Annotated in this window: 9 protein-coding genes and 1 pseudogene; 7 read left to right on the top strand and 3 right to left on the bottom strand. The window is 57.4% G+C overall.

The window, feature by feature from the left end; genetic code table 11:
- The first annotated feature begins 192 nt into the window (after window positions 1-192).
- From E3T47_RS05200 to E3T47_RS05190, 3 genes are all read left to right on the top strand, one after another.
- Complete coding sequence (locus tag E3T47_RS05200) at window positions 193-804, top strand: hypothetical protein (RefSeq protein WP_198416588.1); 612 nt, start codon at window positions 193-195, stop codon at window positions 802-804.
- Window positions 805-918: 114 nt separating this feature from the next.
- Window positions 919-2,373, top strand: a complete 1,455-nt coding sequence (locus E3T47_RS05195) for an Eco57I restriction-modification methylase domain-containing protein (RefSeq protein WP_241981951.1) — start codon at window positions 919-921, stop codon at window positions 2,371-2,373.
- A 107-nt stretch (window positions 2,374-2,480) separates the two neighbouring features.
- The gene (locus E3T47_RS05190; protein ID WP_198416587.1) at window positions 2,481-4,982 is read left to right on the top strand and encodes a GIY-YIG nuclease family protein; all 2,502 of its coding nucleotides are present in this window, start codon (window positions 2,481-2,483) and stop codon (window positions 4,980-4,982) included.
- 348 nt (window positions 4,983-5,330) lie between these two features.
- Here E3T47_RS05190 and E3T47_RS05185 read toward each other — a convergent pair whose 3' ends face one another.
- Entirely contained in the window at window positions 5,331-6,290 is a 960-nt protein-coding gene (locus E3T47_RS05185) for a DUF2971 domain-containing protein (RefSeq protein ID WP_134554880.1), read from the bottom strand.
- A gap of 227 nt (window positions 6,291-6,517) precedes the next feature.
- On the opposite strand from E3T47_RS05185, the gene E3T47_RS05180 reads away from it, so the two are divergent.
- The 3 genes and pseudogenes from E3T47_RS05180 to E3T47_RS05175 all read left to right on the top strand — a co-directional run bounded on the left by E3T47_RS05180 (window position 6,518) and on the right by E3T47_RS05175 (window position 9,176).
- On the top strand, window positions 6,518-8,125 hold the full coding sequence (locus E3T47_RS05180; RefSeq protein ID WP_134554878.1) for an ATP-dependent nuclease: 1,608 nt from the start codon (window positions 6,518-6,520) through the stop codon (window positions 8,123-8,125).
- Window positions 8,103-8,252 (top strand): annotated as a pseudogene (locus E3T47_RS16755) (UvrD-helicase domain-containing protein); the annotation flags it as partial. The gene E3T47_RS05180 and the pseudogene E3T47_RS16755, both read left to right, overlap by 23 nt.
- A gap of 24 nt (window positions 8,253-8,276) precedes the next feature.
- On the top strand, window positions 8,277-9,176 hold the full coding sequence (locus E3T47_RS05175) for a hypothetical protein (protein ID WP_422386473.1): 900 nt from the start codon (window positions 8,277-8,279) through the stop codon (window positions 9,174-9,176).
- Window positions 9,177-9,339: 163 nt separating this feature from the next.
- Here the strand turns inward: E3T47_RS05175 and E3T47_RS05170 are convergent, their stop codons facing one another.
- Window positions 9,340-10,932 (bottom strand): AAA family ATPase, encoded by a 1,593-nt coding sequence (locus tag E3T47_RS05170; RefSeq protein ID WP_134554874.1) that lies wholly within the window; start codon window positions 10,930-10,932, stop codon window positions 9,340-9,342.
- 168 nt (window positions 10,933-11,100) lie between these two features.
- The gene (locus tag E3T47_RS15790) at window positions 11,101-11,268 is read right to left on the bottom strand and encodes a hypothetical protein (protein WP_166805617.1); all 168 of its coding nucleotides are present in this window, start codon (window positions 11,266-11,268) and stop codon (window positions 11,101-11,103) included.
- A gap of 1,286 nt (window positions 11,269-12,554) precedes the next feature.
- Between E3T47_RS15790 and E3T47_RS05160 the strand changes: the two genes are divergently transcribed.
- Window positions 12,555-12,749, top strand: a complete 195-nt coding sequence (locus E3T47_RS05160) for a hypothetical protein (RefSeq protein ID WP_134554870.1) — start codon at window positions 12,555-12,557, stop codon at window positions 12,747-12,749.
- The last annotated feature ends 658 nt before the right edge of the window (window positions 12,750-13,407 follow it).

The raw sequence follows: 13,407 nt of genomic DNA, 5'->3' as shown, positions 1-13,407 counted from the left end.
GTTTATCCCGGGGTCCCAGCTCCATGCTCGGTTTTATTGCAATGAATTAGGGATTTCGCTTCGGTGCGATACAAGGAGCAGATGGTGGGAAATGCTAGTCCGTTGCAGCCGGTGTCTGGATTGTCCAACGCGAGTGATATCGCTCCGCGTGAGCGACATGCCCAAATAAGGACTCGCGACCGCGTTCGAGACTTGGCTGAGGTTTACACCCATGAGCGCGAAGTCAATGCGATGCTCGACCTAGTTCCGGATATGTTTCCGAGCGCAGAAGACCTCGGCAACCACGACCGGACATTCCTGGAGCCAGCATGCGGTTCTGGAAACTTCCTCGAGGAAATCCTCCAACGCAAGCTATCCACAGTCACCGTCCGGAGCTATGGGCGTGGTGAGCGATACGAACACCGCATTCTCCGATGTCTTGCGGCTACCTACGGCATAGACATTGACCCGGAAAATGTCACCGAGTCTCGTGACCGCCTTAGGGCAGTGATTTCGTCGCACCTCGACCGAGACCTGAACACCCAAGCACCGACACAAGGCTTTGCCACTGCAGTCGAAGCTATCCTCGTCACGAACATCATTCGAGCCGACACTCTCCTCGATTCAAAGCACATTGTGCTTGTCAGATACCGTCCGGGGAGAGGGGCAACTTTCATCCGTGAATGGGAGACGCTGGCGGAGCCTGAGGAAGCGCCCCAGCTCGACCTATTTGGGGAGTTTTTTAGCAATCCGGGACGAGACAGTTTGGGAATTCACTACAGTGCGTTGGCCCAGCATCCCGGGCCATTCGTCGGGGGAACGTAAATGCGTCTAGTTAGTAGTGCCCAGAAATCCGGCCAGCACGTGCCGGACATACTTGACTGTTTAGCCCAGCTCTCGAATGACGAGGTCCCAACCCCGCCTGCCGTTGCGCGCGCAATGCTCGACTTGCTGCCCGATGCAGTGTGGCGTGAGCCGAGTTATCGATGGTTTGACCCGTTCTGCAAATCGGGCGTTTTCCTGCGTGAGGTGGCAGCTCGGCTGCTTGACGGGCTCGAATACTGGGAGCCTGATTTCGAAAAACGGCGCGAGCACATCTTTCGAAAGATGCTTTTCGGCGCGTCAATCACCGAGATGACCGGGCACATTGCCCGGCGGAGCGTCTACTACTCGCGCGATGCATCCAGCCCGAGGTCAGTGGTCGAATTTGAGACGGCTGACGGGAACCTGCCCTTCGTGACCGCAAAACACATATTCGGCAAAGGGGCAAAATCCAAGTCCTGTGTTGTGTGTGGAGCGCCCTCGGCGCTTGAGCGTGGCGACAAGCGCGAGAACCACGCTTACGCATTTATCCATGGGGGTTTCCCCACAAAGGAGCTTCCCGACATGAAATTCGATGTAATCGTCGGCAACCCGCCGTATCAGACCGAAGACGGTGGACACGGCGCGAGTGCGACGCCCATCTACCAACATTTCGTTGAAGCGGCCATCAAGCTGAACCCACGTTACGTCCTCATGATTACGCCGTCACGATGGTTCACTGGCGGGAAGGGACTCGACCAGTTTCGCGCCCGGATGTTGGCCGACAAACGGATGCGCAAACTCGTCGACTATCCGAAGCTTTACGACGGCTTCCCAGGCGTAAAGATTCGCGGAGGCGTGTCCTATTTTCTCTGGGCGCGCGAACACAGTGGGCTCTGTTCGGTGCAGACGATGTGGGACGGTAAGCCTATTGGTGGCCCCGCCGAGCGAAACCTCGGTGCTTACGATGTTTTAGTACGCCGGAATGAAGCGGTATCAATACTCGAAAAGGTGCGTAGCTTCAAGCCCGCGGGTGTGAGCGAAACCACGCTGGCCAAACGTGTTTCGGGAGCGAAGCCATTCGGCCTCCGTACCTTCTTTCACGGTGCGGCAGGCCCGGACGGACTCTCGAACCCGGTGAAACTCTATGGTTCGCAGAGAGTGTCCTGGGTCGAAAGGGCTTCGATTCCCCAAAATTCCGAATGGATTGACGACTGGAAGGTCCTCTTGAGCGCGGTGCAGGGCACCAGCGCCGCAGTCGAGACCATGTTCCTGGGGAAGCCAATTATTGGGGCCCCCGGCGAAGCTTGTACAGAGACATATGTAGTGACCGGCCGCTTCTCCTCGGAACTGGAAGCAAAACGCTACGCGGTTTATCTACGAACCCGCTTCGTAAGGTTCCTCGTTTCGCTTCGAAAGGCTACTCAGCACGCAACTAGAGACGTATATGCCTTTGTCCCCGATTTGGCCGTGAACCGAGATTGGACGGACGGAATGCTCTACGAGCGCTATGGCCTGACTAGCACTGAGATTGAGTTCATTGAATCGCAAGTGAAAGAAATGCCAGCACCTTCACCTGTGGCTTCCAAATGACAGCGCATACGGAGGCCCAGGGTCTCGCGCTCAGCGAGGTCGAGACTGTGGGCTCGCCCGGCACGCCTCGCCGGGTTTACGCGTACACGGTTATTGGACGCGATGACGTGAAATGGGAACGCACCGTCGGTAACAAACGCATCGTTGGCAAGGGTGTCATCAAGGTTGGCGAGACGACGAAATCGTCGGCGCACGCTCGCATCAAGCAGCAATTGGGTACTGCGTACCCGGCTCTTGAAGGCGTCACAATCTTGTTGGATAAGCCTGCTCAACGAACTGACGGTTCATTCTTCCGTGACCATGCCGTACACCAGGCACTGAAAGCGCAAGGTATCAAGCGTGCGGGCGGTGAATGGTTCGAAGCAACGCTCAATGAGGTTGAAGCGGCCATTACCGCTGTCCGGAACGGAACGGAGTTCGACTCGGCCAGAACTCTCGATTTTCCAATGCGCCCAGAACAAGAAGATGCTGTCGCAGTCACGGCCGGCTATTTTGCGGCGCATGGCACCGAGACCTCCGGCGGGAAGGCTCCCAAGTTTCTCTGGAATGCAAAGATGCGCTTTGGCAAGACATTCACGGCCTATCAGCTGGCGAGAGAGATGGGCTGGCAACGCATCTTGGTCTTGACGTACAAACCCGCCGTACAAGCCGCGTGGAAGGACGACCTGCTTGGCCATGTCGACTTCGAGGGATGGCAGTTCGTCGACCGTGACACGTCCATTGCCGAGATGGACAAGCTTGCAGACGAGCCAAACCCTTTGGTCTGGTTCGCATCATTCCAGGACCTCAACGGCAAGACACCCGACGGCCAAATCAAGGCCCACAACGAGACTATTCACTTGCTCGAATGGGATTGCGTCATTCTGGACGAATACCACTTCGGAGCTTGGCGTGATTCAGCACGAGACCTCTACGACCCCGTCGACAAAGAAATCGCAGAGACGGAGGAGCCAGATGAACGGACGACAGACGAGGACCTGGGGCTGAAATCCCGCCACCACCTGTACCTCTCTGGCACTCCTTTTCGAGCCATTACCAACGGTGAGTTCACTGAAGATGCCATCTTCAACTGGACCTATGTAGACGAGCAATCAGCGAAAAGTAATTGGAAGGCAGATGAGGGACAGAATCCCTACGTCGACCTGCCTCAGATGAAGATGTTCTCCTACGAGCTTGGCGACCAGGCCAGCGCGTGGGCAGAAGACGGAGAGTTCAACGGGTTCTCGTTGAGCGAGTATTTCAGAGCCAAGAAGCTCGCCCCTTCGAGCAAGTCAACCGAGCCTGGCGCCTATGAATTTGAAGAAAAGGAAAGAGTTTCAGAATTCTTGGAACTCCTACGGGGCAAGCTCACCGACCAGATGAAAACGAAGGTTGTTACCGGGCAGAAGGCCCCGTTCCCGTACGAGTCGCCTGAGTTCACTGAATCCATCCGACACTCTGTTTGGTATATGGCCGATGTGGCAGCCTGTTACGCAATGCGGGACATGCTCAAGAAACACTCCTACTTCAAACACTTCACTGTGGTTGTAGCCGCAGGCAACAAAGCGGGCCAGGGCGCCGCCGCGAAACCACCGGTGGAAACGGCCATCAGCAAGGGGGCTTCCACTGGCTCCATCACGTTGTCCTGTGGAAAACTGATGACCGGAGTGACCGTTCGCGAGTGGGGCGCAATCATGATGTTGCGCTCCCTTAAGTCACCAGAATCGTACTTTCAAGCTGCGTTCCGTGTTCAATCTCCATGGGCCTTTCGCAACCCCGATGGGTCCATGGACGTTCAGAAGCACACGTGTTACGTCTTCGAGTTTGACCCCAACAGAGCACTAGGACTCGTCGCCGAATACGGGCTACGGCTCGCCACTGCTGGCGATATCTCTCCTTCGGAAGCCATCGGGCAACTGCTGAATCACCTCCCTATCTTTCAATTTTCCGGTGGCAGCATGACGCAACTCGATGCGGGGGAGTTGCTCAACTGGGCGACCGCGGGTATCGGAGCGACTGCTCTTGCTCAGCGGTGGAGTTCACCGTTGCTCGTGGAAGTTAGCGAGCACACACTGTCCGCGCTGCTCAACCAGCCAGAACTTCTCAAGGCGCTCGAGCAGATTGAGGATTTTCGCAATCTGGCAAACTCCGCTCAACACGTCGTGACGTCCAGCAAACTCCTGAAGAAGGTGAAGCGAGCACAGGGCGGAAAACTTGACCCAGGGCAGAAGAAGGTGCAATCCGAAGCTTCGAAACATCGCAAAGAGATTCGTGAGAAGCTGCAGAAATTCGTCGCGAAGGTGCCGGTCTTCATGTACATCACGGACTTCCGCGAAGAGGCGTTGAAAGACGTCATCGAATCGTTCGACTCTGAGCTGTTTGAACGAACAACCGGACTCACCGTTGGCGACTTCAAGCTCCTGAACAGCATCGGCGTGTTCAACGCCCAGCATATGAATTCGGCGATATACCAATTCAAGTCATTTGAGAACACAAGCCTGCACTACGCAGACTTGGTCAACTCAGACATGGGGATTGAGACGGTTGGATTGTGGGACTCGACAGTGGACGTGAACAAGGCTGTTGTGGCCGATGAGGAGAGTCTGGCGTTGTCCGAGGGCGGCGCATGACGTTGGGCGTGGCTGAGCTTCTTTTCCGGATGAGCAACGCCGGTTGACCGAACAGCAGAGGCACGCGTCGGCCACCCACGCGCGGTCAAATCGACAGTCGATTCTCTATTGCCGCAGAGCGACGCGTCAGCTTCCGTGACGCCGAATGGAGCTGTGTCGTCGCTGACGACGACCGCGCAAGTCTGGCGGAGTGTCAGTGCGGTTGGGCAATCTCCGTCCGGGTCGAGTCAAGTACATGGGCCAGCCATGGCACCTCTCAGACGAGAGACCTACGGAATCCCGCAACTTCGTCAGGCAGTGTATTCACTGCACGGTTCCCGTTGGAGTGCCGTGCGGGCATGGCAGGGCCTATCGGAAGGGAATCTCGCTGGAACCAATCTGCACGTCTCCGTAGCCAGCATTGTCCAGGAACAGACGCAAAGCGAGCTTTGCTGCTTCTGGATTTGCCGTCGGGCCGACCATTATGTGTTGGATAGGCAGATGCGATGGGACGCCATCAGGCACAAAACCCTGGCTGTCTGCATCAACGGACGTGCTGAGCTCAATGTAGGGGACAAGCCCAAACCGGCTCTCGCGAAACTTCACGAACTTCCAATGAGGATTGAGGTCCATGAGGATTCTGACTTCACATTCATCCGCGAATCCGCTGTCCTTTTCGAGGTTGATGGGGCTGTCCGCGATACTCCCAAAGTCGACCCAGAACTTTTTTCTGCCTTCTGCCGACTGGCGGCGCGCAACGTAGTTGCGGATGTACTCGGTGTGAGAATCATCACCGTCGCGGTCGACGTAGGTGACGTCTCGCCACTGTCCACCAAGCACGCCAAGGTAGTCCGGGTCAGGCGTTGCTCTGAATCGGTGGCCATCGACTTCGTCCCATTCCACGTAGTCGTAACCGGGGGGCGGTGAGGGATGGTTTTCCCCGCCGACCTGTTCGCGTGGCATCAACGGGACGTTTCGGTCGAACCCGATGGAGTAGGCAACGTGGTCGGTGCCGTAATAGCGCCAAAGGGTGAGCAGGTCGTGTTCTTTCGATGCGGAGACCAGAAATGTACTAAACACGGCGGAGTCACGAAGCATGCCCGCGGATTCGACGAGGGCCTGTTCCTCATCTGTCAGGTTGGGTTTCTCACGCTCGTACGCTTTCTTGAGCGCGGCCACGCCCGTTCTAAGTTCATTTGCATCGTTCATATAGGCGGCTGACGTCGCTCGGAGGGAATGCGTCGCGATGATTCCTTGCAATCCGGCGGCGGAGGAGTAATGCCAGGCGAGGTTTGTGGGGACGTCGACGTTCTCCATATGTGCGGGCACGGGTAGAGCCTAGCGGTCGGGTAGCGGCATGTCTCGGGCCTTATCGGAGTCACTTTGCAAAGCTTGGGAGGGACTGGGGCGAAGACTCACGCCTCGCGGCGATACTGGGAAGACTGCATATACCCCTCGAATGCGTGACGTTGAATGGTCATGTTCCAGAGAAGGTATGCACCAAACTGGGTGTTCGGGCGGTCGGTGGGGCTCCGCGTGACGTCGTAGGGGGAAATATGCTTGAAAAGCTAGTCGTACGGAATTTTCTGCAGTTCAAATCACTCGATGTTGCCTTCGACCGCGAAATGAACATATTCGTCGGGAATAACGACTCAGGTAAATCGACCGTCCTACAGGCTCTTGAAATGGTGCTCACCGGTCGAGTGAGTGGGAAGCCGATTGACGGAGAGCTTTCTCCGTTCTGGTTCACTCAGTCTGTGGTCGCCGAATACTTAGCTGCCCTTCAAACAGGCACGAGCACGCCAACGCCAACGATACTCATTGAGGCCTACTTCAGGGACGACGAGGCCCTTGCCCGGCTCAAAGGCAAGAACAACTCGTGCGCGGACGATTCCGCTGGCATCCGACTCACAATCAGCCTCGATTCGGCCTATGCGGAAGAGTACGCGGCTTACATTGCCGACCCGAAGGTCGTGCGGTCGGTGCCTATCGAGTTCTACCGCATAGACAGACGGGACTTTGCCGGTGAGGCCACCTATGGGACTCGTCCGCTCGTTACTGCCGCAGTCATTGACGCGTCAACACTACGACTGCAGAGCGGCACCGACTACTACCTCCGAAAGTCGATTTCTGCGAACTTGACGCCTGAAGCTCGCGCAAAGCTGTCCCTAGAATTCCGAACCCATCGCGACGAGCTGCTCGACGCGCCTGCATTCGTGGACGCAAATAAGCTATTGAGCGCGGAGCGCAAAACGCTCAGTGAGAAAAGCCTGACGCTCGCCGCCGACGTGTCGGCGCGGGCGTCGTGGGAAACGAGCATCGTCCCACACCTCGACTCCATTCCGTTTTCTCAAGTCGGGCAAGGCGAGCAATCCGCCTTCAAGATACTTCTCGCCTTGGAAAAGAGCGGCCAAGACCGTCACATCGTCATGGTCGAGGAGCCCGAGAACCACCTCTCTCACAGCAACCTGAACCAACTCATCTCGTTGCTCCAGGAACGCAGCAAAGGCCAGCAGCTGATTTTGACCACTCATAGCTCGTTCGTGCTCAACAAGTTGGGAATCGACAAACTGCGTTTGATGTCCGGCGGGGACGTGAGTTCGCTGGATGACCTTAAGGCCGACACGAAGAGTTACTTCCTGCGCTTGTCGGGCTTTGACACACTTCGTATGGTCTTGGCCCGAGCGGTGATTCTTGTCGAAGGGCCTTCGGACGAACTGATTGTTCAGAAAGCCTATTGGCAGAAATATGACAAGTCGCCGCTCGAAGATGGGGTTGACGTTTTAAGCGTCCAATCGCTCGCTTTCAAACGCTTCCTCGAACTCGGAAAGGAACTCGGATGCAAAGTAGCAGTTGTCACTGACTTGGATGACACCGACACAGATTCCAAGGCCCGAAAACGGTTTGAAGACTTCGAGATAGCAGGTACGGTGAAAGGTTTTGTCGGAGAGCTGGAGGCTGGCAAAACCCTGGAGCCGCAGTTGATATCAGCTGCCGGACTAGCCGCACTAAACGCAGTGTTTGAAACCTCGTACGACTCAGAGGGCGGACTCCTAGAGCACATGACATCTCACAAGACTGAAACTGCGCTCAAAATTTTTGAACACTCTGGCATTCTCACGATGCCGAAGTACATTCAGGATGCCATTGCATTCGTCAAATAGGGCGTTCATCGCCGCAGCGGGGTCAGGAAAGACCGAAGACCTAGTCAATCGCGCGCTAGCGATTCCGCCGGACGAGGGCATCTTGTTGACGACGTTCACGAACAACGGAGCCAAGGAGATACGAGAGCGTCTTATCCAAAAGCGAGGAGTTGTGCCGTCGAACATCGATGTACTGACTTGGTTCGCTTTTCTACTTCGACATGGCGTGAAACCCTACCAGCAGACCTTTCTGGACGTGAACGTGGTGGCGGGGCTAATCAACGTAAAACGCCTAGGTCGCCCTAGGAAAGGGACCATCGCCTACTACGTCAATAGTTCGAATCGTGTCTACGGGGAATTTCTTGCCGAATTTGTGCTCCTGCTAAACGCGGAAGCAAACGGCGCAGTGGTGGACCGAGTCACGAGAATTTACAAGCACTTCTTCTTTGACGAGATTCAGGATATTTCGGCTCGCGACTTCGAGGTGGTGCACCTCTTTCTTGATTCACCGATGGCTGTCACCCTGAGCGGTGACCCTCGACAGGCCACGTTCTCCACGACGACGTCGAGGACGAACAGGAAGTGGTCAGGCTTTGGGATTGCCGACTGGTTAGAGGGACTCGACGCGGAACGCGTCCTTCGGCTGGAGGAGCACAACTTCTCCCGGCGCTGTGTTCAGGACATCTGCGACTTCGGTGACAAGATTTTTCCGCAGCTCACGCCGACAAGCTCCCTGAACACGACTTCAACTGAGCATGACGGAGTGTTCTTAGTGCGGACCACCGACGTCGACGCCTATGTAAACGCGTTTGCACCACAACTGCTCGTCTGGCAGAAGACAAGCAATACCTATGGGCTGTCCGCTCGCAACATGGGAGAGGTAAAAGGGCTCACGTTCCCTCGCGTCCTCATCGGGCCAACCGTGCCTATGGAAGAGTACCTGCGCAAAGGGTTAGTTCTGGTTCCCGGGGCTCGCTCGAAGCTCTACGTAGCAGCGACCAGGGCAAGACAGAGCGCCACCATCGTTCTGGACAAGCCGGGCAACTGTCAGTTGCCGTATTGGTCGCCGTGACGGATTCAGCCACGTCGACGAATCCATTTTGCAGCGACTTCAACTCCCTGACACCGATGCCGCGCCATGCCACTGCCTATGAACCATACAATTTTTATGGCGCGTCACGATTCCCTTCGATTGCGCCACCGGCGTGGGTCCCCCTCCGATTCTTCCTAAATCCTCATGGCGTTCCCTTGCTCAAAATTGGCTCGAGAAAACTGTGTAATTGGTCAGTCCGATGGACACCGCTCTCGAGAGCGTTGCTAACCCACGCAGCTCCGTGCACACTCTCAGTCCTATCGAACCCTTCCATCTCACCCATGGGAACAACGTGAATGCCGAAAGAGCTCAAGGTCGCCAGCAAGTTCCGCACGGCGGTTGTTGGTGGCCCCGCTGGAACTGCGACGATTCCCCGGGACTTCGCTTGGCTCCAAAGGTCATTGGACTGGAGAGACTCGGCCATGATACGAAAGTCGGAGGCAACCTGGTCTGTCCAAGCAGCCCCAACGGCTTCGACGATGCCCTTGATGTCCGCTTTCGTCCGGAGGATGTCGAAGTCGGTAATCACGCTCGCGCTGACTTTGATGTGCCTCAATGAGTCGGCCATCGAAGCAATCCTGCTTTTACCACCACTAGGGACAAAGAGGACGTCGTCGGCGCGTGCGCGCCGTTCAGTCGACTCGGCCAGGTCCTCAAGCGCTGCACCGTAAAAGCGGCAGTCTGCGTCTCCCTCACAGATGACGACTTGGTTGTGAAACAGCCCTTGAAGCAAATTGGAGTAGCGGAGTACGGGGTCGTTCCAAACCTCCCGTACTTGGGACGGGGAGAGCTGCGACATACGGTTCAGGCCCCCTTCACGAGCAACCCGGACGACGTTCACAGGAGCGGACGCTTCCAGGAGCCCGAGGAGTAGGTCGCGGTCGTGAGTCGCAATCACTATCTGAATTCCGCGACTTGCTGCAGACTCTCCGAGCCACCGCCCGAGGGCGCGAGCCTGCCCCGGATGCAGGAACGCCTCGGGTTCATCCACGAGTAGCACTCCAGGACTCACGGACATCACCAACAGGCACAGTCCAATGAAACTGCGCATGCCATCGCCTTGGGAGTCAAGAGTTGGCAATCTGAGGAGGGCGTCCGCGTATGCCCGGGTCGGATGGTTCAGCGGAGGTACCGGAACGGTCGTCTTGCCGACCCGGAGCCGAAAATCCGTGTTTGCTCGGTCAAGTAGGATTCCCACTCCAAAAGCACCCTCAGTTAGCGCATTGAGTTCCGATTCGAGGTCTCCATCTCGGTACAAGTGGGCCAGAGCCCCCGCCGCATATGTGCCGCCGGTTGGGGCAGACCCTGTGGCATATCCCGCTAAGGCTCCGGCTGTAGTTGAATGAAGAAAGAACTCAGCGTCGGGACCCATCCATGGGACACCTTCTCCAGCTGGGTAGTTAAAGAACTGCTTGAACTGGCGGAGGCCAACTTCGCCCCCTCCGAGCCGCGGCGCGTAGTGCTGCGTCCCATCGCGTACTTCCGCTCGGGCTGCGTGTCCATCGAGCCAATCGATGATTTCCTCGTCGCCGTCGGCGACTGGGCGAACCACCGTCAAGGCGGAAATCGTTACAGGGACGTACTCGTTCTGGTGAACCAGACCTCGAATATCACGGAGCAATTGAGACTTACCGACGTTGTTGCCTCCAACAACTGCAGTGACTGCACCCCGTGGCAGAGAAACTTCATCGCCCGCGTTGGAAGAAAGGCTCACGAGCTCGAATTCGATAGTCATGCATGCAGTCTGTCAGTTCGGTGAAGAGCGTGGCGGCATTGCCGGTATGACGACAATGGCGCGGAACTATGTGTCTGCAATCTCACCTTGTGCGCGGCGAACTCGCTGAGGTCTCCCCGGGTTCAGCGGCATCACGGAGAACGTCGTCGTCAACGTGGTCATCGTCGATTAGGGCTTGGGAAGTTCCTTTCCTGGGTTCGGCAACGCACCGGAGCTGAGCAACTGCTCAAGCCGCTGTTGTGTTCCGGTATCCAACGTACCTTTGCGCTGTTTATGGCGCTGAGCAGACAGCCAAGCGAAGAGGGCTGACTCTTTGGCCTGCTCAAGTGTCAGCACTTTCTTACTGTGTCGCCGGGGTATACGGGCTGCATCGGTGAGGAAGTCCGTGAACTCCTGTAGCCGGTCAGCCTGAATTCGGGCCGGAATTCGGCGTTCTCAACCCGAGAGCGCGGTCAACTGATTCTGCCGTTCCGCAGTCGGGGCCTTGCGGCCGGGGACTCCCTTAATGAGTGCTCGTTGCCCTGTCGCCCACAGGGCGACCCGCCGTTCGCGCACATCTGTGGACGAATCCGACGGTGCGTGGCGACGTAGTCAGCGAATTACTGGACGTTGCTGTCCCATGTCGAGCGGGCTCCAAAGGAGTCCCGGAATGTCCTCAAGGGCAGCCCGCTGTTCTATCGAGAGGGAGCTTCGATTCTTGCGCTGGTTCGTAACGAAGTACGCAAGTTGCGCTGATGCCGGGTCGCGTTCGGCTTTCGGGATGCGTGCGTTGTGAGCGGGCAGTCGTCCGCCGATGAGGACGGACTCTTTGAGTGCCTCCAGCTGCATGCTCCAGGAGGGAGTTCTCCTGTCTGGTGTCCTAACCGGGAAGCAGGAATCCGTCTCCAATATCGCCTTGTGAACCGGGGTGAAACTGCTACATCGTTCCCCAGCGTCGACGCGGCGAGGGGACCGGCTCCCGCAGGATGGATGCAGGATAGCAAGGAACCACGCGGTGAAGGAAGTGCATGTCGAGGCCGTAATCACGGGCCCGTGGGGTTGGAGAACAGGAGTGGAGGAAAAAGTGTCAGTCTGCGGAGGAAAAAGTGTTTTCCAGATAGCTGACTTCCGCACCCTGACGGGTTTCGCAAACAGCCCGCCCTCGTCGTTCCGGCAGCGCAGCCGCTCAACGAACGGCTGCAGGTCAAGCTGGCCGATGACTGTGGTTGGCTGCCCATGGGCGGCTTCGGTGAGATGGTCAGCGTTCTGGCTGGGCTCGGCCGCACCCCAGAATCAGAATTTGCGTTGTTCCGCCGCTCTGACCGGCCGTCGTTATGGGCGCAGGTTGTCGGAGGGTCCGGACGCGGTTACATCGTCGAAGTCTTTCAGCCCGGGACCGAAAGCGCGTTCGGTGAGTCAGGCTTTGTGGCCGGAGTGCCTCTCAATATCCCCGGGCACACCACGGTCACCTCATCCATGGGCCGGGATTACTGCGGCAGGCTCGGGCAGGTGATGCACGGCGATGATGCCTCCGCCGCTATCCGCGCATGGCTGACGAACGCCGTGGCCGCTCCGGGACAGACGTTGACGCCGATAGAACGCGGCGGTCTGCCCTGTTCACACCCACCGCGCATAGAGAGGGCATGAACACTCTCACCGTATTCACTGTCATCCTCGCCGCAACCGCAACCGCAACCGCAACCGCAACCGCAACCGCAACCGCCGCCGCAGCCTGGGCAGCGGCCAACCTCGCTGCAGACGTGCGCTGGCTACTCCTCGAGAGCGACATGGACGCAGCGGCGGTTCGGGTGTACCGGCTGGACGGCACGGCGGTGTGATTCAGTCGGTACTGATAACGATGCCGGATGCTCGCGTACTGCCGGTTGATACGGATTCTCTGAACGAGCGTGACCTATTCTTCCGGGCACGGACACCGACGATGACCGTCCCGGTGGCACGCGAGGGTCGAGCAACCGCCCGGTCGGTCATGGACCGCGCCTCCGTCTGCCCGGGTGTCGAGGTCATCGAGGTCGACGGAGACGCTGGTGTGGTTGCGTACTTGGAATCGAAGGGCGATACGTTTCAGCCATCGCGCATAATCGTTGTCGGTCGAATAACGAGTTTGCCTGAGGGCAGCGACGGAGCCTGGGATTTGCGCTGGGGGAGCTGGGAACTCCACCTCATTGATTCAGGCCCTTGGACCGGGATGACGGCTTGGAGTGCAGCTCGCGTCTGCAGGATTCTCGGGCTGGATGAGCATGCTCCGAGCTCACCAGCGCCTTCCGGGTTCGACCCTGACCCGGACGAAGCTTTCTGACAGACGCAGAACGCAGAAACCTACGTGTTGTAGGTGGCGTTCGCGACGGTAACAATGAGGATGAAAGGCAATGCCAATAGCGCATACATACCGGGTTTAACCCACCTGCTCACAGGCTGCTTAGCTACCCATCCTGATGGAGCAGAGCTGGAAGCTAGTGCTGGCTGCCAGACGAGTGG

Source organism: Cryobacterium ruanii, from assembly GCF_004404055.1.
GTDB lineage: Bacteria > Actinomycetota > Actinomycetes > Actinomycetales > Microbacteriaceae > Cryobacterium > Cryobacterium ruanii.
Note: the sequence above shows the minus strand (reverse complement) of the source record. Positions and strands in the feature narration are given on the sequence as shown.